Source organism: Paenibacillus sp. cl130 (assembly GCF_900116035.1).
GTDB lineage: Bacteria > Bacillota > Bacilli > Paenibacillales > Paenibacillaceae > Paenibacillus > Paenibacillus polymyxa_B.
Window position 1 is genome coordinate 126,718 of the sequence record NZ_FOYG01000001.1, and the last position, 22,717, is coordinate 149,434.

The 22,717-nt window shown below is 46.4% G+C and carries 17 protein-coding genes; 3 read left to right on the forward strand and 14 right to left on the reverse strand.

Annotated features, from left to right (window positions below; genetic code table 11):
• Nucleotides 1-18 precede the first annotated feature (18 nt).
• Genes BM358_RS00565 through BM358_RS00575 form a run of 3 tightly spaced genes read right to left on the reverse strand, consistent with a single transcriptional unit; the run spans nt 19 to nt 4,790 of the window.
• Nucleotides 19-2,472: a glycogen/starch/alpha-glucan phosphorylase gene (locus BM358_RS00565; RefSeq protein WP_023988337.1), complete on the reverse strand. Its 2,454-nt coding sequence runs from the start codon at nt 2,470-2,472 to the stop codon at nt 19-21.
• Between the two features lie 45 nt (nt 2,473-2,517).
• Complete coding sequence (gene glgD / locus BM358_RS00570; protein WP_023988336.1) at nt 2,518-3,621, reverse strand: glucose-1-phosphate adenylyltransferase subunit GlgD; 1,104 nt, start codon at nt 3,619-3,621, stop codon at nt 2,518-2,520.
• A 23-nt stretch (nt 3,622-3,644) separates the two neighbouring features.
• The gene (locus BM358_RS00575) at nt 3,645-4,790 is read right to left on the reverse strand and encodes a glucose-1-phosphate adenylyltransferase (protein WP_023988335.1); all 1,146 of its coding nucleotides are present in this window, start codon (nt 4,788-4,790) and stop codon (nt 3,645-3,647) included.
• Between the two features lie 257 nt (nt 4,791-5,047).
• On the opposite strand from BM358_RS00575, the gene BM358_RS26340 reads away from it, so the two are divergent.
• Nucleotides 5,048-5,185 carry a hypothetical protein gene (locus BM358_RS26340; RefSeq protein WP_023988334.1) on the forward strand — a complete coding sequence of 46 codons (138 nt, stop codon included), beginning with the start codon at nt 5,048-5,050 and terminating at the stop codon, nt 5,183-5,185.
• A gap of 115 nt (nt 5,186-5,300) precedes the next feature.
• Here the strand turns inward: BM358_RS26340 and BM358_RS00580 are convergent, their stop codons facing one another.
• The 6 genes from BM358_RS00580 to BM358_RS00605 all read right to left on the reverse strand — a co-directional run bounded on the left by BM358_RS00580 (nt 5,301) and on the right by BM358_RS00605 (nt 12,553).
• Nucleotides 5,301-6,113, reverse strand: coding sequence for a DUF3891 family protein (locus BM358_RS00580; protein WP_028542388.1), 813 nt, complete (start codon nt 6,111-6,113; stop codon nt 5,301-5,303).
• A gap of 131 nt (nt 6,114-6,244) precedes the next feature.
• On the reverse strand, nt 6,245-7,033 hold the full coding sequence (locus BM358_RS00585) for a response regulator transcription factor (protein ID WP_028542389.1): 789 nt from the start codon (nt 7,031-7,033) through the stop codon (nt 6,245-6,247).
• Nucleotides 7,005-8,969 (reverse strand): sensor histidine kinase, encoded by a 1,965-nt coding sequence (locus BM358_RS00590; RefSeq protein ID WP_028542390.1) that lies wholly within the window; start codon nt 8,967-8,969, stop codon nt 7,005-7,007. The genes BM358_RS00585 and BM358_RS00590 overlap by 29 nt, the downstream gene beginning before the upstream one ends.
• Before the next feature lie 46 nt (nt 8,970-9,015).
• Nucleotides 9,016-10,662, reverse strand: a complete 1,647-nt coding sequence (locus BM358_RS00595; protein ID WP_028542391.1) for a type 2 periplasmic-binding domain-containing protein — start codon at nt 10,660-10,662, stop codon at nt 9,016-9,018.
• Between the two features lie 26 nt (nt 10,663-10,688).
• Nucleotides 10,689-11,576, reverse strand: coding sequence for a carbohydrate ABC transporter permease (locus BM358_RS00600; RefSeq protein WP_028542392.1), 888 nt, complete (start codon nt 11,574-11,576; stop codon nt 10,689-10,691).
• Nucleotides 11,577-11,590: 14 nt separating this feature from the next.
• On the reverse strand, nt 11,591-12,553 hold the full coding sequence (locus BM358_RS00605) for an ABC transporter permease (protein ID WP_028542393.1): 963 nt from the start codon (nt 12,551-12,553) through the stop codon (nt 11,591-11,593).
• Nucleotides 12,554-12,806: 253 nt separating this feature from the next.
• Here BM358_RS00605 and BM358_RS00610 point away from each other — a divergent pair, with 253 nt between their 5' ends.
• Entirely contained in the window at nt 12,807-13,697 is an 891-nt protein-coding gene (locus BM358_RS00610) for a hypothetical protein (protein ID WP_028542394.1), read from the forward strand.
• Between the two features lie 195 nt (nt 13,698-13,892).
• On the opposite strand, the gene BM358_RS00615 is transcribed toward BM358_RS00610, so the two are convergent.
• The 3 genes from BM358_RS00615 to BM358_RS00625 all read right to left on the reverse strand — a co-directional run bounded on the left by BM358_RS00615 (nt 13,893) and on the right by BM358_RS00625 (nt 17,995).
• Nucleotides 13,893-14,750 (reverse strand): hypothetical protein, encoded by an 858-nt coding sequence (locus BM358_RS00615; RefSeq protein WP_028542395.1) that lies wholly within the window; start codon nt 14,748-14,750, stop codon nt 13,893-13,895.
• Nucleotides 14,751-14,984: 234 nt separating this feature from the next.
• Nucleotides 14,985-16,484 (reverse strand): UxaA family hydrolase, encoded by a 1,500-nt coding sequence (locus BM358_RS00620; protein WP_013310046.1) that lies wholly within the window; start codon nt 16,482-16,484, stop codon nt 14,985-14,987.
• A gap of 17 nt (nt 16,485-16,501) precedes the next feature.
• The gene (locus tag BM358_RS00625) at nt 16,502-17,995 is read right to left on the reverse strand and encodes a tagaturonate reductase (protein WP_023988325.1); all 1,494 of its coding nucleotides are present in this window, start codon (nt 17,993-17,995) and stop codon (nt 16,502-16,504) included.
• A 314-nt stretch (nt 17,996-18,309) separates the two neighbouring features.
• Here BM358_RS00625 and poxB point away from each other — a divergent pair, with 314 nt between their 5' ends.
• Nucleotides 18,310-20,034, forward strand: a complete 1,725-nt coding sequence (gene poxB, locus BM358_RS00630; RefSeq protein ID WP_028542396.1) for a ubiquinone-dependent pyruvate dehydrogenase — start codon at nt 18,310-18,312, stop codon at nt 20,032-20,034.
• A gap of 98 nt (nt 20,035-20,132) precedes the next feature.
• Here poxB and BM358_RS00635 read toward each other — a convergent pair whose 3' ends face one another.
• Together BM358_RS00635 and BM358_RS00640 are read right to left on the reverse strand one after the other, a co-directional pair.
• Nucleotides 20,133-21,137 (reverse strand): LacI family DNA-binding transcriptional regulator, encoded by a 1,005-nt coding sequence (locus tag BM358_RS00635; protein WP_028542397.1) that lies wholly within the window; start codon nt 21,135-21,137, stop codon nt 20,133-20,135.
• Nucleotides 21,138-21,224: 87 nt separating this feature from the next.
• The gene (locus BM358_RS00640; RefSeq protein ID WP_023988322.1) at nt 21,225-22,625 is read right to left on the reverse strand and encodes an MFS transporter; all 1,401 of its coding nucleotides are present in this window, start codon (nt 22,623-22,625) and stop codon (nt 21,225-21,227) included.
• Nucleotides 22,626-22,717: the final 92 nt, after the last annotated feature.

Here is a 22,717-nt window from a genome sequence, read left to right on the forward strand (position 1 = left end):
TCCGCCTGTTTCGCCGTTTTAGGACAGAATTCGCTTGTTGACATCGTTTTGGAGAGGCACAATGTCCCAAATCTCAGCCGCGTATTGCTGAATCGTGCAATCACTAGAAAATTTACCAGAGTTCGCCATATTGACAATAGCACGCCGAGTCCACTCCGAGGGATTCCGATACACTTGTTCAATGTGAACCTGTGTATCCACATAGGATGCAAAGTCTTTGAGCACAAAGTATTCATCATTATGATCAATCAGGGATTGATAAATGGCCTCAAATTCCCGTTCATGCCGCGTAAAAGGAGCATCGTTCACGAGTTGATCCAACACTTCACGCAGTCTTTCGTCGCTATTGGCTGTTTTGCGCGCCGAATACTGGCCGTCCCGGTAATATGCCTCGATCTGGTCCACCTTCAATCCAAAAATGAACATGTTGGCATCCCCTACCATTTCATGCATTTCAACATTGGCTCCGTCCAATGTACCTATTGTGAGCGCACCGTTCATCATAAATTTCATATTCCCTGTGCCAGAGGCTTCCTTGCCTGCCGTGGAAATCTGCTCACTGACATCCGCCGCAGGAATAATCAGCTCCGCTAGCGAGACAGAATAATTTTCAAGGAAAACGACTTTCAGCTTGTCCTTGACATCTACATCCCGATTGATCGTGTCCGCCACGTTGTTAATAAGCTTGATCGTCTGTTTGGCGAGAAAATAACCGGGGGCGGCTTTGGCTCCAAAAACAAACGTGCGTGGCGTCACATCCAGGCCAGGATTACTTTTAAGCTGACTGTATAAATGCATCACATGCAAAATGTTGAGCAGCTGTCGCTTATAACCATGTAACCGTTTGACCTGCACATCAAAAATGGAGGACGTATCCAGTCGTACTCCCTGTTTTGCAAAAACATGCTCAGCGAGCCTGACTTTATTATTTCGCTTAATCGCCTGTATCCGTTCTTTGAACGACTCGTCCCCACTGTAACGAAGCAGGTCGATGAGCTCCCTTGGACGGGTCCTCCAACGTGTACCGATGGTCTCATCGTACAAGCTTGCCAGCTCCGGGTTAGCGTGCATCAGCCAGCGGCGATGGGCAATCCCGTTTGTTTTATTATTAAAACGGTCAGGGTACAGCTCGTGAAACGACTTCATCTCTCGTTCCTTTAATATTTGCGTATGCAGCGCAGCCACCCCATTAACGCTGTAGCTGCCGACGATTGCCAAGTGAGCCATACGGATTTGTTCACCATGAATAATCGCCATTTCACCAATTTTGATGTCCTGTCCTGGGTAACGCTCCAGTAGCATAGCGCAATAACGTTTGTTAATTTCTTCAATGATCAAGGAAATACGAGGTAGTAGCTCCCGTACCATATTGACAGGCCATTGTTCCAGCGCCTCACTTAATATCGTATGATTCGTATATGAAACGGTTCGCGTCGTAATATCCCATGCTTCGTCCCAGCCCAAGCCCTTCACGTCCATCAGAATACGCATCAGTTCCGGTATAACCAGCGTCGGATGTGTATCGTTAATGTGCAGTGCTATTTTATCGGGCAACTGGGCGTAAGGTAAACGAAGCTTCTCGAACGTACGCAAAATACTTTGCAGGCCGGCCGAGCACAGGAAATACTGCTGCTTCAAGCGAAGCAGCTTCCCCTCATAATTGGAGTCATCCGGATATAGAAATGCCGAGATGGATTCCACCGATCGATTGTAGTCGAGAAAGCGGTAATAACCGCCCTCGCCTCGAATCGGTCCTCGAACGGGATCAAGCGCTGATTCCGCACTCCAAATCCGCAGCGTATTCACCTGCGCATGACCATAGCCTACCAGCGGAATATCGTAAGGGACAGCCCAGACTGTTTCGGTATCCTGTGTCTCGAATACAAGACGTCCCTCCTGTTCACGGGTTTCCACTCTTCCCCAAAAATGAACCTCGACCTTTTTGTCAGGACGGCGTTCCTCCCAGACATTCCCTTTCTGTAGCCAGTAATCCGGCAGTTCAACCTGATTGCCGTCCACAATACGCTGTTCAAACAGACCATATTTATATCGGATACCGCAACCATGTCCTGCATAGCCAAGGGATGCCAGCGAGTCCATGAAGCAAGCCGCCAGACGGCCGAGGCCACCATTGCCTAGCCCCGCGTCCGCCTCCTGTTCTTCAATTTCCTCCAGATCCCAGCCCAGTTCACCCAATGCCTGCCGAACCATATCCAGTACGCCCAAATTCAACAGATTACTGCCCAATAGACGACCTATCAAAAACTCCAGTGAAAAATAATAAATCTGCTTCTCTTGTCCTTCTTTGTAGGCTTGGTTCGTTTCTGCCCAATTCTTTCCAACTTGTTCACGAATCATGCCACCCAAAACCTTATATACATCTTCCGACTGAGCCTCCTGCATCGGTTTGCCCAGCCTTCCGACCAGTTGCTCTCGAAAAGCCTGCTTAAATGCTTCTTTATTGCTGAACAAAGTTGTACCTCCTGTTATTTCCGTTTTAATGGCTAAGTATATCCTTTAAATTACGCTATTCTTGGCAATGACATAGGGAACTCTAATGTCTCCAATCAGAGTTCGATCTGGTGAAAGCTGTACATCTTTATCTAAAACCACATTCTCCACAACTGCCCCTTTACGGATGACGCATTTTTGCATAATAATCGAGTTGCTTACCCGCGCACCCTCCTCCACCCGTACTCCACGGAAAAGAATACTGTTCTCGACCTTGCCCCCAATGGTGCAGCCATTGGCAACAAGTGAATGATCCACCTCGGCGCTGTGCGTATAACGGGTCGGGGCTTCATACTTGATTTTGGTATGCACCGGCTGATTCTGAAACAGTGCATGATACTGCTCCTGATCCAGCAGCTTCATGCTATTTTTATAGTAGCTCTCGATAGAATTAATGACCGCATGATAACCTTCATAACGATACGCATAAATGCGCAGTCCACTTGGGTTTTTCTGGATGGCATCGCGAAAGAAATGATTATCCTGATGGGCAATGCAATGCTTCACCTGATCCAGATACAAGCCTTTGTCCATCACGAACATTTCCAGATAAATATTATGATGATCCTGCTCCTGATGAATACCAGTCACTCGTCCGTTCTCATCAATCTCCAGTCGTGCACAAGGAGCATGCTCAGATTCGAGCTGGTCTATGGGTTTATATACGAGGGTAACATCTGCATTTTTCTCCCGATGATAACGGTATACATCCTCGATATCAACCTTATTGACATGCTGAGTTCCTGCGTGAACAATGGTTTGCCCCGATGAGCGATGGAAAAAGTCCAGATTGTTGTGCACATGCTGCAAATCCCCACGTGATGCATCCGTCGGATCATTCCAGTCCGGTGGCAAAATAAACAACCCGCCCCGTCTGCGGTCTAAATCCCAAGGCCGGCCTTCACCCAGATGATCCAGCAGCGAACGGTATTTGCGGCGGATAAACAGTGCAATATCATGCACCCCTGCATGCATCATGTTGGATAAGGTAAAATCAATGAGCCGATATCGACTGGCAAAGGGGACTGCGGCCCCGCACCGGAAATAGGTCAACTCCTTCAACTGATCCAGTTCGTGATCCAGGTTGATAACTCCAATGAGTCGGCTCATAGCAGACACCGTCCTTATCCGGGTTAAATTCGTGCATGAAGCTGGCTTTCCTGATCGAACAAAATAATCTCATCAGAACTATCTTCAGGTCCGATAAACGCGTTGTCTTCAATAACGATGTTCTCATTCACGATAGCCCGGTGGATACGTACATTGCGCCCAATTTTTACGTTTGGCATGATGACAGAATCGGTAATAACGCTCCCTTCACCTACTTCGACCCCATAAAATAGTACAGAATGCCTTACTTCTCCATCCACCATGCAGCCTTCATTTACAATGCTGTTTTTGAGGATTGCCCGTTGGGTTATATACTGGGCCGGTTGATTAGGACTGCGGGTATAGATGCGCCAGAAAGGATCGTTCAGATCCAAAGGCGGATCCTGAACCAGAAGATCCATGTTGGACTCCCACAAGCTCTGAATGGTACCTACATCCTTCCAGTACCCGGCAAACGGGTACGCATACAACGACCGGCCATGCTGAAGCAGCAATGGAATGATATCCTTGCCAAAATCATGTGAGGATTCAGAATCGCTTGCACTTTCCAGTAAATAGCGACGTAACACCTCCCATTTGAACAAATAAATGCCCATGGAGGCCAATGTGCTTTTCGGCTGATCAGGCTTCTCCTCAAAGTCATATATTTTCAGATCATCATCGGCGTTCAATATCCCAAATCGTTTAGCTTCCTGAATCGTGACATTGATGACAGAAATGGTGCAGTCTGCTTCCTTCTCCTTGTGATAGTGGAGCATTCGACTGTAGTCCATTTTATAAATGTGATCCCCTGACAGAATGAGTACATGCTCTGGGTCATACTGATCCAAGAAATGCAGGTTTCGATAAATTGCATCCGCCGTGCCCCTGTACCAGTTGTTTCCATTTTCTTTCTCGTGCGGTGGTAAAACAAAAACTCCTCCATCCAGGCGATCCAAATCCCAGTCGCTCCCAACGCCGATATAGGAATGAAGCACCAACGGCTCGTATTGGGTCAGTACGCCTACGGTGTCTATACCAGAATGAGTGCAATTGCTGAGAGGGAAATCAATAATGCGGTAAGTTCCTCCAAAAAATACTGCCGGTTTGGCTAGTGTACGGGTAAGTCCTTTGAGTCTTTTGCCTTGTCCGCCGGCGAGCAGCATGGCAACCACTTCCTTCTTTCTCATAACAAAGACCTCCCTGTCATGTGCGTCTGAAGCAATTGTGGTGGGATATTTAATAATATCCATTAAACATGAAAAGACAGTCGTAATCGTTTCATTGGCGAAGGAACGGGTAAGATTTGATGGAGAAGGGTAAAATCATAGTTATGCGGAACGAGTGCAAGGAATCACTAAATCGTAAAATCCCGTTCATCTTTTCACATTTTGGATGCTTTTAAAGCAAGCGTGTATGACAACATGATCATAAGGAGGCGTTATTCATGAAGAATAAAAAATGGGTGGTAGCCGCATTGGGAATGGGTGTTACGTATCTGATGAAAAATAAAGGGGCACGCGATAAGGTATTGAATAAGGTACAGACTATTGTCAATCGTGCAAAAACATCTGCAAAATCGTAAAATGTTAAAGCTAGAAAAAAGCGAGCCTCTCTGAAGCATGGTTCAGGGAGGCTTTGCTCTGACTTTTCTCTGCGTCTACGAACAAAATATTGTTCGAGGCTGTATCCGTAGACGGTCAGGCATTCTCCTTATGTTCTTCTACTTCCATGATATGTTCAACGGTAAAGGTTCGATGCGTCCATTCAGAAGAACGGTAAGCCTCTAGGAGACCAAAGGTACGAATTTTCTCCTTGACCACCTTCTTAAAGGTATGAGTAATCCCTACCTTGCCCCTGAAAGGAAAAAAGGAAAGACCTACAGTCTGATCCGATAGCCACTCGGCCCAAACTCGCCCGCTTTCATGTCGAACAGCCGGGAAGCTTAAACCTTCAGCAAACCATTCATAATCTGCTGTAGGCGTGCCCGGCTCTCGGCTGCACAAAAACAGACTCAATTCGTCACAAAACAACATTCTCCGTACATCCGTCCGCACTTGATGGTCGAAGGTTACGCCACATGCCAGCTCCTGTTTGAGCCTCTGACGACGCTGTGCCTCCGCTTCCTGATAAGCATGCGTAATCTGCTTGTCCTGAGCGTTTTGATGCTCGGTCCGTCCGACTAGCTCCTTGTACATCAAGCTACACAGCAACGCCGCATACGTATTACCTTGTTCGACTTCATCAATCCCAAGACGATAGAAAACAAAACGAGGATTGAGCGGAAAATCAATAAACGTATAAGGTGCAGACACATGATCATTCCAGAAAGGAGCAGCGTCTAACTGTATCCAGCCCCGATCATGCTCCCTTGCTGCATATACAAAATCCTGCTTATGACGTCTATTCTTGAAGGCACTCTCTTCCCATTGTGAAGCCAACTCACCTGAAATATGGGCATGGTCATGCTGCGTCGTCATGATATAAGCTTGGTCCGTTTCATAAATAACCATATGCTCTCCCCTTCCGTTCGGCGATTCGTGTGATTGTGTACAAACTCTCTGATTGAAGGCGATGGTTATGCTTACGTTTATTATATCAGGATAAGGTTAAAAAGGCAGTGAAGTTTTCCGCCTCTTTATATCTAATTACCCCTTTGATTCTGCACTCGAAACTGTTGCGGGGTCATCCCCTCCAGCTCACGAAACACTTTGTTAAAGTGCTTTGCATTGTCAAAGCCCACGTTAGCCGCAATTTCATAAATCTTGCCCCCTTGACACTCCAGCAGCTTTTTGGCTTCTGTAATGCGCAGCCTTTTTACATATTGAACAAAGCTAAGGCCTGTATAGGCTTTGAACGCCTGACTAAAATACGTATAATTCAAGGATACTGAATTGGATACTACTGCCATATTCAAATCCTCGCTGTAATGAGCATGGATGTATTGGATAGCACGTGTCATACTACCGCTTCTATCGACGATGGCACTCGCGCCAGCTAGTCTATCTTTATCTACGCTGACAACACCATCGTATATGAGGTGGTTCCTCTGCTTCAATTCCTCATTCAAAACTGCCAGCGCACCAAACAGTTCCTCCCTTACGATTGGCTTGAGCAAATACTCCCGTGCCCCACAGCGAATCGCTTCGCGCGCATACTGGAACTCGTCATATCCACTGAGAATGATTACCAAAGGTCTGCGACCCGGCTCCAGCTCGTGAATATGCTGCATCAGCATAATGCCATCCATAACAGGCATACGGATATCCGTTATCACCAACTCGGGCAAAAACTGCTTCACATGCTGCCAGGCTTCCATTCCGTCCTTGACCAGTACACATTCATAGAGACCGGAAAATTCCCGTTCGATCATAGCTTGAAGTCCCATTCGAATATTTTTCTCGTCATCCGCAATCAACAGCTTGGTCGTCATGGTCTGCCCCCCTCATCATGTAACGTTTAGGCAAAATCAGGGTCACTGTCGTCGATTGTCCGGGGATGCTGTCCAGTCTTATGCCATACTCTTCGCCATACTGCATACTCAAACGGCGATGCACATTATACAAACCGATTCCCCCATTCATCCCGGGCTCGTGGGAATCCATTTCCGTTCGCGCTAGACCAGCCATGATGGCGTTTCTTCTTTCTTCAGATATCCCCACTCCGTTATCCTGTATGCGCAATTCTATAATATCCTGCTTAGGGCAGGCTTCAATCGTGATGCTGAATGGGCTTTGCAATGCACTCCAACCGTGCTTGATAGCATTTTCGACTACAGGCTGCAGCGACATTTTCAGCATCTCCAGTTCCATAAACGCCGACGATAGATGAATTTCCAATCCAATTTGGTTATCGTGGCGAATGTTCATGATGGCCACATAATGCTGAATATGGCGGATTTCATCCCGCAAAGCAACACACGATCCCGACCATTGGAGATTATAACGCATCATCGAGCCAAGGGAAGTAAGGGCATCCGACAGCGGATACTGTCGTTCTATCTCCGCCATCATTTTTAAATTTTCCAATGTATTATAGAGAAAATGGGAATCAATCTGATGCTTGAGCGCTAGCAGCTCAGCCTCCTGAGCAGCGGCCTGCTTGTGTACTGCTTCGGCAATGAGTCCGTTTATCCGACTCAGTAGACTGCGAAAATATAGAGCCAGCTCAGCCACTTCTCCCCGCCCATATACTGGAATTCTAAGCTGAAAGTCACCCTCCTGCTCTACTTTTTTCATGGATTCACGCAGTGTATGTAGCTGTTTGAGAATGAAGGCATGCAGGGTATAAGAAATGACGGACATAAACAAAATCAGCATACTAATAATGAGCAGCATGGCATTGCGTTTCTGACGGAGATCACCCAGCGGACCGTCCAGCGCCACCACATTTAGCAAATAGGCGTCCAACCCTTCTATATAACGGTACATGCCGAGATAAGGCTTATTCTCATAGGAAAAATCAAAAGCACCACCCGGTCCCTGAACCTGGGACTGAAACAGATGGTGCACATGGGACAGAGGGATCGAAATTGAATCTGATTGAGAGGAAGCTGTAGCTATATCGGTAGAAGACATTGGTTTATCAGCGTTCCTTGAGCTGGAATCGTCGCCGTCTAGAATGAACATTTGCCATGCGCGGTCACGTTGTGGGATTCCAAATACTCTAGGTGAAAATAGCTCCAGCCTCATGTTTGTTTCTACCAACCCTGCGTGTCTTCCTCCGGTAGACTGAATTTCACGCAGCAGTGCCATATACTGCACTGTCTCACTTTCCTGCCGGGATTGCCCCAGAAGTAAGCTTTTCGGCCCCTTGTACATTTCCCACCATATTTTCCCTTGTCGGAGTTGGGCCGTTTTCAGCCAGGAAGCTTTAGGCAGTCGTGATTCATTAAAAATCATCGGCCATATTTCATGTGCCTGAGGATTACTCGTATACAGTCGAATGTTCTCTACATTGGGATTACTGTACAGCAAGTGCTGTAAATTTGGAAACACATTCAAGTTGAATTGGACCAGCTCATCGCTGCTTATTTCACGTTCCTCGGTCAGATAACGAAGTACGTTGCGATCTGAGATCGCAAGCTGTGCGGTTCGCTCCATAATTTCCATATTGCTGTGAATATGGGCCAGCTCTGTATCCAACACATAATGATTTTGTACGGTAATGTCTTGCATGGTATTCTCGTACAGTTGGTGAAAGGTATATAGCGAGAACAATACCACCGGAATTAAAATGACTCCGATATACGCGACAATGAGCTTAACTTGAAGAGAGCAACCGCCAAGCCGATCGGCCGTCCCCTTCATCCACTGCCATATAGTGCGGCGCAGCAGGCTCTTCATCTGTGAACGTGCACGGCCTGGCATGAAATCACATCCTTAGGGGTTCAATAGATTAAGTCATCGAATTAAATCATTTGGTGAACTGTTCAATTTTCTTAAGGTTTTCCTCATAGGCTTTTTGCTGATAGGCCATAACTTTGTCATATCCTGCTTTTCTGCGATCTTCCAAAAAGCGAGCAAACAGCTGGTCGAATTCCTCATCTGAGGAAGCCAGCAGCAGCTTCGGCAATGTCTTGCCCCAAATTTTATCTATCTGGCCTGACGCAATGCCCTCCGCCGAAGTTCCGGTCGGTTTGATATTGTCATATTGGGAGAAGCCTTTCGTCTTGCCTTTCGTCCAATCCTCTGGCTGCTTATACGGCTCGACGCTGGGCGGCGCCCACTGCAAATTCATATTCGTATCCATCAGCATCCAGAAGGTGAAGGAGGCTCCATATTTTTTATCAAAAGCAGAACGATCCTTGTTCAGCAGCTCCTGCACCTCTGGCTTGAAGGCTGGCTTACCGTTAACCATGTCCCACAGCTTGCCCTGCTCCCCCAGATACAGATCGCGGTTTCCTTCCTCGCTAATCAGATAAGTCAGAAATTCAATAGCCCGCTCCTTGTCTTTGACATCCTTCGAAATAAGCGTCACCGTCCAGCCGGAAATACCCGGCCCAGCCAGCGTCGGCGGGTCCAGCTTACTGTTCGAAGGTCCATCCACCGCGATATAGACGGAGTTCGGGTCCTTCGCATATAACATTACCTGTTGTGTGGCAAAGTCAGAGCGCTGATATAACATGGCAAAATATCGGCCCTGTGCCACCTTTTCCTCCATTTGCGGACGTTTGTCGATAAATACGTCCTTGGCGATCAGGCCCTGCTCATTTGCTTGACGGAATGTTTTGAGCCAGCGAATATACTCTTCGTCCGAACGACGATCGTATAGCTTGCCGTCTTTTTCATGAGGAATGGCTAGGAAGTTAAGTAAATAGTCTTCAAAAGAATAATTTCCGTTATCCGTAAATTCGTGGAATCCCATCGGGATAAGAGGCTGACCGTTCACCTCTGGAAATTTCTCTTTCACTTTTTGAAGCGCTTTCAAAAATCCTTCCGGTGTTCTCATATCCGGCTTGCCGATCGCCTCGTACATATCCTTCCGAACCATAAACGTCTGGTTGGAAACAAAATTTTGGCCGTATTTTTGATAATCCTGTGGCGAAGAAGAAGCGTTAGGATACCCGTAAACATTCCCGTCCGTTTGGCGATACCAGGACATTTTCGCCGGATCAGCTATTTTAATCAGATACGGATCGTATTTCTCGGCCAGCTTGTTGAGCGGAAGCACCATCTTGCCCTCAATCATTTTTTTGACCGCGTCCTCTCCCCAACCAAGCGTGACAAAATCAGGCAGCTTGCCGGAGGCCAGCATGGTGTTGAGCTTTTCATTTTCATTCCCTGCGGGTACGATAAAATTGACGCTGACCCCGGTCTTTTGCGTAACATACTTCGAGGTCATATCCGTCCCCCACTTGTTCGGGAACCAGGAAAAGTTCAAATACCAGTCAAACGTAATCGGCTCCATATCCGCCTTCCATCCCGGTGCATCTGCCGTAGCCTTGGTCTTCTCGTCCTTCAATTCCGTGACAGTACCGCCTCCACCGGACGTACATGCCGCGAGCAAACCCACCAGCAGAACAGAGGCCAACAGCCCCTTCTGCCATTTGCGAATGTTCATTATAAATCTCCCCCTTGGATGATGTGCTAACCCTTGATCGAGCCGATCATCAGACCCTTGACGAAATATTTTTGCAGAAAAGGATATACCAGTACAATAGGCAGTGTCGTCACGACCATCGTCGCCAGCTTGATCGATTGCGAAGTGACGGACTGGGCAACAATTCCCGGTGCAGCAGCCATCATCTGATTAGAGCTAGATTGGGCAACAACCCGGTACAAATACGTTTGAATCGGCTGAAGATCCGTATTATTAATATAAATCATTCCGGTAAAATAATCGTTCCACTGGTATACCCCATGAAACAACGCAATCGTCGCTACTACCGGCATAGATACAGGAAGCACGATCCGGCAAAAGATACCAAAATCATTCGCACCGTCTATTTTCGCCGCCTCTTCCAGTGCATCCGGCAGTTCTCGGAAAAAAGCCATAAAAATAATAAGGTCAAAAAAACTGAACATCGCAGGAATGATGTACACCCAAAAGCTGTCCAGCAGTCCAAGATCACGTATCAGCAAATAGGTTGGAATCAATCCCCCACCGAAAAACAGGGTAATGGTGCCAATCAGCATATACAACTTGCGCCCGATCAGCTCCCTACGGGAATATGCATATGCAATCATGGCAGTAAAAAACACATGAACAATCGTGCCGATAAGCGTCTTGGCAATAGTCACCCCCATCGCGGTCATAATACCGTTGTTGGCAAACACAGCCTGATAGCTGCCCAGACTGAAGACCCTCGGCCACCAGTAAATGCCGCCCCGCATAGCGTCTGCTCCTTCGTTAAAGGAGTTCACCAGCACATACCACACGGGATACAACGTGACAAAACAAATGATCAGCATGAAGACGTTGTTCATGAAATCGAATATCGCTTCGCCTGCTGTTCTGCGTTGCAATAGCTGCATGCAGCCGTCCTCCTTCAAAATAGAGATGTATTATTCACCCGCTTGGTCACCGAATTGGCAATTAGCAGCAAAATGAGAGCAAGAACCGATTTCAGCAAACCCACCGCGGTAGAATACGAGAAACGGCCCTGCTGAATGCCCACCTGATACACATAAATATCAACTACATTACTTGTACTTTCATTCAGCGAGTTACGCAGGACGAGAATTTGATCGAAGTTGGAGTTCAATATGCCGCTAACCGCCAAAATAAACAAAATAGATATTGTCCCCTTGATAGCGGGAAGGGTGACGTACCACATTTTCTGAAACCGTCCGGCCCCGTCAATGGTGGCCGCTTCGTACATGTCTGTAGATACCCCCGCCATTGCTGCCAAATAGATAATAGCTGACCATCCAAGCTCCTTCCAGATATCCGAGCTAACGACGATAGCCCAAAAATAGCTCGGCTCTGCCAAATAACTGATCGGCTGGTCAATCCAACCCCAGGCTAGCAACAGTTGATTAATCATCCCGGTATCTGCCAGCCACGTCGTTAAGATCCCGCCAAGAATGACCCAAGATAAAAAGTGAGGAAGGTATGAAATGGTCTGAATAGATTTTTTGAACCGAGTAGATCGTATTTCATTCAGGAATAGAGCAAATACAATAGGCAACGGGAACCCGATGGCCAGCTTGAGTAGGCTAATGCCCAGTGTATTTTTGACAATGTACCAAAAGTTATCATCCTCCAAAAAGGCCCAAAAATGCTCTAACCCCGCCCAAGGTGCGCTTGATAGGGTACCAATGATGTCAAAATGTTTGAAAGCAATCAAAATGCCGTACATCGGAATGTAATGGAAAATAATCATCCAAACCACCCCAAGCAGCGCCATAGTCTGCAAATGTCTTTGTTGAACCCATTTGCGCGCTAGTGATGCCCCTCTACCCGATCGAACCGGTGGCTGTGGCTGCGGATTCTTCCATCCTGTTCTCATACGAAGACCTCCCTTCTTTGTAATGTAAGCACTTACATTTATTATTTTAGAGGCTTCTGCTTCGAATGAGTAGTACTGGATTTTTCGATTTTGGTATCTAAAGTTCAGGTGGGGATCTGACTATACGCGAAAATCTTCTTCCATCCTTTGGATTTTTACATCTATTAATTTACGAAAAAGACTATCAGATGGTACGATAAGACTATATGTGATTCCAATCATTACCTATATACCTAGATCAGGAGGATTAAGAATGGAAGAATTGGTTCGTTCGATTCAGAAACAGGTTCGAATTAAAAAGGTTGCCTGCTGGGCGGGGCTCATCATGTTTGGTCTGTGTACTTTAGTTGGCGTTGCAGTTCAGGAATGGCTTATGACGCTCTTGGCGCTCGCGATGACAATTTTATCCGTCTATGGATTAAGCATGATGCGTGGTATGACAAAGTTTACCAAAGAGTATCAACCGGGAAAGGGCTACGGTTATTATCGCCGTACGGTACAACAAAAGCTGCGCTATCTAACTTGGGGACAGTGGTTAGTAGGCGGCCTTATTGTCCTGATGTTCTTTATATTTAATGTCCGACTTAGCGCTTTTCTCATAGCTATCTTGGGCATCCTGACTATTCAGTTCAGTATCAAAAAACGAATTAAAAATCATCAGGAACCCGATGTCACTGAGCTGGAGGAGTTTGTACGGATGGGGATTGTTTCTCCGCATGAGCAGACTATTGGGGTATATAAAGATTTTCTACACCTGAGCCATACGTTTCGGGGTAACCAAATTGTTATCGTTACAGACAAACGCCTGATTTCTGTATTTGTAGAGGAACAGGGGCGTGCGGTGAAAACGGAAATGCTACTCTCGGGTATAAACAAAATACGCGCAATCGGTACGGGTTTCCAGGGTCAAGGTATATTGCTGTCTGTAAGCAACCGTGACCATAACGAGCTTCACATTCATATGGTCGGGAAAAGCATTTTCTTTTCTCCAGAGCAATTCATAGGTTCCTTGCTACGGGCACTGGATGCAGCGTTAAAAAGCAGACCATACAGTACGGAAGAACCATTCGCCGTTTACCAACAGACAAGGATTTCATTGCATCCATCAGAACAAGGTTTGCTGCATAAACCTACAACAGCTTAAATATTTTTGGGACATGTGCCACGTTATATATACGTTATGATCGGTCTTCATAATACGCCAAATAGCAAGTAAGCCCTGATCTTAATGAGCTTACTTGCTATTGGGTGTACTTCTACTTTACTTCTGCCTTCTTAATGATTGGCTCCATGATAAAACACCGTGATGAGGTCATGACTTGTAACAAACACTAGCAAACTAAACAGACTGAGCGACAGAGGGCGTGAAATCAATTTTTTCATCCTTTAACACTCCTTTTAAAATAGTTATATATTGGTCTTGCTGTGTTGCTGTAGCTTGGGATCTGAAAATTTCAAATATAGCAGTACATTTCCTAAACTCATGCTCATGTTCCATACCCAGGGTATCGGACAGCATGAGAGATTGCAGGATATAGCCCAACGCAACCGTAAACTGTTGTTGCTTGATATAATAAAGAGCCAGTTGATAGCAGAAGCGAAAATAATAAGATACATTCACAGGCTCTTCAAAATATGTAAAACCTTCAATTTGTTCGGCAAATGATTCTAGCACAGCCTCTAAAGGATAGTCGTATCTCGACGCTCCCTCAACGATGGAAAGAAGCCCCGGTAACAGTTCTTCCGGATTGTTACGAAGAAATTCGATGTATTCCTGCAACACTTCGGCATGACCTGACAAAATATCAAGGGCATACAAATTAGCTCTGGCAGCATAGCGGTAATATTCTACCTCTGCCTCCCCATATTGATCGAGACCATTAAACCAGCCCAATTCTGCATATTTTTCGATGCAATCGCGAGCGGCCTCATACTTGCCCTGTTTTTGGAAGGCCATGCCTTTCATAAGATGACTGTAGCCGTAGTAGTAGACTAGCGGCCGTTTCGTATGTATGGGTTGTATAGGTTTCTTGCGCGCTTTGTAGAGCTGCAATTCCTGATACTTTTGGTTGACATGGCTATACAGCTGGTCGCATAAAGCAATCATATTGGCACCATCCGCAAATGAAAAAGACAGCTTAATCATGTTAACAAGTGTGTCTAGATCTGTGATGTCGGAGTGAACAAGATCATCCACCGTTCCCGCCTCCTTGTCCGACTTTCTATATTCACCAAATAAAAGTAAGATCTAAATCCTATCTAAAAATAACTTAATTACGTATTTATTACGTAATTAAGTTATACCATAAATTCAAGCATGTGACAAGTACATTATGATAATATATTCCAATTTTTCTAACATGCTTATTTAGAAGCATACAAACTCAAAAAGGGAAGCGGAATAATTCCGCCTCCCTTACTCTTCAGCCTTTTACAACGTAACACCGTTTTTAAAAATAGCGAGCTCTCTGAAATTGTTTTTCTCATTGTTCACCCAGGTTCCGCTGGCTACATCGACGATGTAATCGACAAAGTTGCGGAGCGCATCTTCCATACTGACATCCTCCACCAATGAACCGGCGTTATAGTCGATCCAATGAGGTTTAGCCTTATACAACGGCGAGTTGGTTGAGACCTTCATCGTCGGAACAAAGGAGCCAAACGGCGTACCGCGTCCGGTTGTGAAAATGACAAGCTGGCAGCCTGCTGCGGCGAGAGCTGAAGATGCCACTAGATCGTTCCCCGGCGCGCTGAGTAGGTTGAGTCCCTTGGTCTTGAGACGCTCCCCGTACTGAATGACATCAGTGACCGTGGAAGACCCGGATTTTTGCGTACAGCCCAGTGATTTATCCTCCAGCGTCGTGATGCCCCCTGCTTTATTGCCCGGTGACGGATTTTCGTATACTGGCTGCTTGTAATCCAGAAAATATTGTTTGAAATCGTTAATCAGATGTACGATCTTATTAAATACTTGCTCATCGGCAGCGCGCTCCATTAAAATCGTCTCCGCGCCGAACATTTCAGGTACTTCTGTTAATACCGTTGTTCCACCTTGCGCGGCCATATAATCCGACAATCGTCCGAGTAGTGGGTTGGCAGTAATACCCGATAAGCCATCAGATCCACCGCATTTCAATCCGATGTTCAGCTCTGACAAAGGTACAGGTTCCCGCCGATCTTCTTGCACGGCCGCAAAAATTTCATGAAGCAGCCTTACCCCTTCCTCTACTTCATCCGACACATCCTGGGAAAGCAAAAACTTTACCCGCTCCGAATCATATTCTCCGATGGCTTCCTTAAATTCTTTCATCTCATTGTTCTCACAGCCCAAACCCAGTACAAGTACACCACCTGCGTTCGCATGTTTCACAGCATCGATCAAAATCGTGCGCGTATGTGCATGATCGTCACCCAACTGAGAACAACCATAGTTATGCTTGAGCACCAGTGCATTTTCAAAAGGTGAAATATCTCCCGCTTCCTGCTTGAAACGGTTTAAAATAAGTTCAGCGATCCCGTTCACACAGCCGACCGTCGGCACAATCCACAACTCATTGCGAATCCCCACACGGCCGTCCTTTCGCCGAAAACCTTGAAACGTACGACTCTCCTGTTCATATAAATGAGGAGCTGGCTTAGGCTTATAAGTGTACTCCTCAACGCCTGTCAGGTTCGTCTTCGTATTATGCGTATGCACATGCTGTCCTGCCTGAATGGGCTGAATGGCATGACCGATGGGATATCCGTATTTCAGAACATGCCCACCTTCAGCTATATCCTGCAAGGCGATTTTATGCCCACGTGCTACATCCTCGGCTAGCTCCACCCGTTGTTCTTCTTGTGCTCCCCACGCCAGTGTCTCTCCCTGCTTGTAATCACGCAAGGCGACAGCCACGTTATCTTGATCATGAATTTGAATGAACTCCAGCATTCCGGTCTCCTCCTTGCTTATGCTCTGGGCACGCTGTTCCCGGTTAGAGAATCGAGCGTCTCCTTCATTCCTCTGCTTGTAATTTCATACACGTGCTGTGCCGTTTGTTCAGCCAGTCCTTCGATCTGGTTCAGGTCTTGCCCCCACCATGTCTGCCGGCCAAGTACCAGCGCAGTCAATTGCTTCGCCCCGGCGAGAGTACCGTCATATTTACTCCACAGTTCACCAAACGTACTCAACACTTCAGCTTCGTCTGCCAACGCAATCGACTCGCCATTTCTGTCACCCCGGTAAAATACGAGCAAGGACGCCAGCGAAAATACAATTTTGGCAGGCAACGCCTTACGCTGTGTCACATACTGGAGCAAGGATGGCAAGTTCCGTGTCTTGAACTTGGACACCGAATTTAGTGCGATACTCATAACATAATGACTTACATAGGGATTACGGAATCGTTCAATAACATCGTCGGCATATACATTCAATTCCGCTTCTGGCGAGTCCAGTGTCGGAATAATTTCTTCTCGAATCAGCGACTGGATAAAGTTTCCCATAATATCATGCTCGACCGCCTGCCCCACCGTGTCCAGGCCATATAAATAAGCTACAGGGGTAAGCGCCGTATGTGCTCCATTCAAAATGCGTACTTTCCGTGTACGGTATGGCGCCATATCGTCGACAATCAGTACATTCAATCCGGCCAAATGAGCAGGTAATTCTTCTTTAAGCCACTGTGGCCCTTCAATAACCCATAAATGATACTGTTCGCCCACAACAACCAAATCGTCCTTGTAACCCAATTCTGCTTGAATCTCATGAATCCGGTCTTTGGGATAACCAGGTACAATCCGATCGACCAAACTGTTGCAGAACGTATTCGATTCCTCCAACCATGCAATAAACTCGGCCCCAAGCTTCCATTGGTCCGCATATTTCAGTACGATTTCCTTGAGAGCGTCTCCATTACGGTCGATGAGCTCGCACGGAATGATCACCAGTCCCTTGCTCTGATCGCCCCCGAAGAATTGAAAGCGCTTGTACAGAAAGGCGGCTAGCTTGCCTGGAAAGCTCTTTTGCGGACGATCTTCCAATTGATCCTCTGGTGCATAAGCGATCCCCGCTTCCGTCGTGTTCGACACGACAAAACGCAGCTCCGGCTTTTGGGATAATGCTTCATACTCGGAAAAATCAGAGCCGTATGGATTAATCCCACGAGTGACGCACTCCACAACGGTATGCTCCTTCATGGCCTTCCCATCCTTAATCCCTTCAAGAATAACCGTATACAGGCCATCCTGCTCGTTAAGCTTCTCCACGAGGCCTCCTGGCTGCGGTTGTACAATCACAACTCCCGTATTCCATTCTGCCAGCTTATTCATTTTGTCAAATTGCCAGTCTACAAAAGCACGCAGGAAGTTCCCTTCCCCGAATTGCAGCACCCTCACAGGATGCGGGTCTGTTACGATAAAGCTTTTTCTGTTTAATTGGTCTAATTCATCTACTTGTTTCATCCGGAGTAACCTCCCACAATTACCATAATGATTTCATCGTTATTTTATCACAATGCACACGTTAACAAAATAGTTTTATCAATATTTTTAGTTTAAAAAAATAATAATGACAATAATATGAACACGTTAACATATACGTTTATATAAAAATTTGCAAGTATATCGTCCTTTTTCTGTTGTTTCGCACCTGATCCAAGACGGTTAAGGCTAACTATCACCCTATCCCGAGACCTTGTTCTTATATACATTTCAGGAGAATAGACGCAAGAAAGCACGGGCAGGATAACACTACTTACTAGGCAGGAGGAACATCTATGAAGACAATCGCAGATACTATTGTACAAGTTTTGGTCAATGCAGGGGTCAAGAGGGTTTATGGCATTGTTGGAGACTCTCTAAATAATATGGTTGATTCCATTCGCAGCAATGGTCAAATCGAATGGATTCATGTAAGGCACGAAGAAGTGGCTGCCTTTGCAGCCGGAGCGGATGCTGACCTTAGTGGTAGCATTGCTGTATGTGCTGGAAGTAGTGGTCCCGGAAATTTGCATCTGATTAATGGTTTATATGATTGCCACCGCAATCGGGTGCCTGTACTGGCTATTGCCGCTCATATTCCAAGCGACGAAATCGGAAGTGAATATTTTCAAGCTACGCATCCTGAGCATCTTTTCGGAGAATGCAGTCACTTCTGTGAGGTTATTACGACACCGCGTCAAATTCCCAGAACGGTGACCATGGCCATTCAACAGGCAATTTCACGTTCAGGTGTCTCCGTCATTGTTCTTCCCGGTGATGTAGCAGCTTTGGAGGCGGAAAAGGTACCTGTCCCTGAACATGTCTACCATCCCACTGCACCTGTAGTGCATCCGTCAGCTTCCGAAATTTCCAGACTGGCCGAATATTTGAATAAAGGCAAACGAATTACGTTACTATGCGGCGCCGGCTGTGCACAATCTCATGAATTGCTCATGCAGCTATGCGACAAGTTAAAATCCCCTATGGTATCTGCTCTGCGAGGCAAGGAATATCTGGAGTATGACAACCCTTACTATGCTGGATTGACGGGACTGATCGGGTATTCTTCCGGGTACCATGCGATGATGGATTGTGACGTCCTGCTTATGCTCGGAACAGACTTCCCTTACAGACAATTTTACCCTGAAGATGCGATTGTCCTACAGGTAGACATAGAGCCAGCCCATCTCGGCAGACGTACTCCGTTGACGTATGGTTTATGCGGGGATGTAAAAGCCACATTGGAAATGCTGCTACCGCATTTAACGTCAGAGCATGATTCCAAGCATCTAGAGAAAACCGTCTCCCACTATACCAAGGTACGCCAGGAGTTGGATGACCTTGCCGTCGGTAAACCAGGTCATACGCCGATCCATCCCCAATATCTCGCCAAGGTCATCAGTGACGCCGCGCAGGAAAATGCTATTTTCACCTGTGATGTCGGTACTCCCACTGTATGGGCTGCGCGTTATTTGCAGATGAACGGTCAGCGTCGGCTTCTCGGCTCGTTCAACCATGGCACGATGGCAAATGCGCTGCCGCAGGCAATCGGAGCGCAGGCTACTGAGCCTGACCGACAAGTGATTGCCCTCTCAGGCGATGGCGGGCTCACGATGCTGATGGGCGACCTGCTCACTCTGAAGCAGCATCAGCTGCCTATTAAAGTCATTGTTTTCAATAATGGCGCTCTCGGTTTTGTCGAGCTGGAAATGAAAGCGGCCGGATTCCTGGAAAACGGCACTGAACTGGTGAATCCTGATTTTGGTGCTGTAGCGCAAGCCATGGGGCTCAAGGGCATCCGGGTTGAAGATCCAGCAATGCTGGAGGATGCCATTCAGCAAGCATTGGCTCATGATGGCCCTGTTGTGGTAGACGTGGTGGTGAACCGTCAGGAACTATCTATGCCACCCAAAATTAATCTTAAACAAGCAGAAGGATTTACACTGTGGATGATGAAAGCGATGTTGAACGGACGCGGTGACGAGATTGTAGAACTGGCTAAAACCAATCTCTTTCGTTAAATCCAGACGAAGCAGAGCGCATTTCAACCTAAAAGGGGCAGAAACCATACATTTAGCATGGTTTCTGCCCCTTTGGCCTGCTGTTAATAAAACGAAACTCAGCGTGGTCTGCTTGCCGTTGATTTCCGTTTCATAAGCGCAGTCTCCATAAATATAAGCTCACCCTCATTGGACGGTGACTGAATTCGTTCCAGAATGCAGGCGGCTCCGCGCTCACTTATCTGCTCAATCGGTCTTTTGACCGTTGTTAACGGTGGAGTCGTATACATTGAGAACCCGATATCGTCAAAACCAATGACAGAGATATCCTCTGGTACCTTCAAGCCGTTTTCGAATACCGCATTCATGGCCCCAATAGCCATATCATCGTTAGAGCAAAATACCGCTGTCGGCGGCTCCTGCAAGGAAAGCAGTTGCTTCATTGCCTGGCTTCCGCTTTCAGTATCATAATGACCTTGCACGATATATTCATGTCGAATCGGCTTACCACTATCAATCAACGCATTCATAAAACCCTCACGGCGTTGCTGGGTAGACTTGAAGCCTTCTACCCCTTCGATGATCGCAATGCGTTCATGCCCGCTTTCAACGAGAAAGGAGACCGCTTCATAGGACCCTTCCTTATCATTAGAGATCACATTTACAATCCCCGCACCGGACACCTGCCGATTCAGTACAACAAGCGGAATACCTTGACCGAGCACATGATAAATAAAAGGGTTGTCCGCCTCGCTCTGGCTCATCAGAATGATACCATCAAAACGCTTGCGGTGAATGGCCGAAAAATCGGCGTAATCGTCAATTCCTCGCACAAACAAATTGTAATCCACCCCGATGACATGATTAACACCGCGGATGGTATCCGCAAAAAAACTGGAGCTGGTGCCTTCTGAAATACTGGTGAAAAACAGGCCAATCGTATGCGAGCGCTGGAGAACCAGGCTTTTGGCATTAAAATTTGGAATGTAATTGAGTTGCTCTGCCAACTCCATAATTTTGCGTTTCGTATCTTCTTTAATCAGCGGGCTATTATTGAGCGCCCGGGAGACGGTTGTATGGGAAACATTAGCCAATTTGGCAATGTCTTTAATGGTAGCTGCCATATACGTATCCTTTCCTTAGTGAGGCTCTAAAAAAATTATATACCCACCATACCACAGGAGCCGCCCGGAAAAGAAGACTTTCACAAATTATACGCGGTTGTCCGCATGTCGACGCTGTAACTCTTGAACCATTTCTGCATGTCTACTGTCAGTCAGCTTGTACATTTTACCGATGACCAGCATGGCCAAAGCCAGGGCAACAGCCGGATAGAGACAAAGTAATGCCTTGATCCCAAGCAGCGTTCCAGAGGACTGAACCACATTCGGAACATACCCGATGAGCGCTAGTCCAATACCCGATAGAAAGCCAGACAAGGATTGAGCCAACTTACGTGAAAAGTTAAATAACGAGTAAGTAATCCCTTCCTTACGCTCCCCGGATGACCATTCGCCATAATCAATGATATCGGACACGAATGCCCAGGTAACCCCGTTAGGAATACTAATACCAATGAACGAAATACTGGCCAGGATTGTGAAAATATATACATTTGAAGGCATGAAAAAGTTAATAGAGTCGGCAATGACACTAACCAGCATCCCCAGTATAGCTGTTTTTCGTTTACCGAAGCGCCGTACCAGCTTGGGCAGGAACAACACACCCAGTAGCGACGAACCGATAATAATAAAATTCATATAAGCCATTAATTCTACATGCCCCAAGTTATATTCGGCAAAATAGATCAGCAGTGCGGACTTAATATTGTACGCGGATATGGTGAAAATCGTCATCAAAACGAGTACCAGCAAAGGCTTGTTATTCGTAAAGGTATGCACGATAACGCCTATAGATAGCTTCTCTTTTGGCCCGGACTGGCTAATAATACGTTCTTTCGTTCCTCGGTAACATATGATGAAAGCGATCACACCAATGAGTGACATAATCCCCATCACAACCGGATAGCCAACATGATGGTTAGGAAACAGTAAAATAAGCGGCATGACAACGACACTGGTGACGAATAATGCGCCCAGAGATCCTGCCTGACGGAAAGATGACAATGAAGCACGCTGATGAGTATCCTGCGTAATGGCGGCACCCAGCGAGCCGTATGGAATGTTTACAATAGAGTAGCCGATCCCCCAGATCATATAGGACGCATAGGCGTAAATGAGTTTTCCTGTGGGGGAAATATTCGGCGAAATAAAGGTTAGAACCGTAAGAATTGCAAGGATAACGCTTCCAACGATAAGAAAAGGCCTAAATTTTCCACGTGCACCGATATGTTTGCGATAATCAACAAAGGACCCGACAATGGGATCACAGATGGCGGCAAACAGCTTGCTGACCAAGAAAATGCCTGCGGCGGCTCCTGCAGAAACCCCTGCTACATCTGTAAAAAATTTCAGCAAATACAACTGCCCCAAATCAAACATGAATCCGTTTCCAAAGTCACCCATACCATACGAAATCTTTTCTTTCAGGCTAATATGCTCGCCTGTCTTGTTGTCAGTTTGGACGCTCTCCTGCACGATAGGCACTCCCATACCTACACACTCCTCTATGTTTGTAATTATTTTCACATATCTAGTTCAGGATTTTGCAAAATTCGATTCCAGTCGCTCCGAAGTGCAAGATA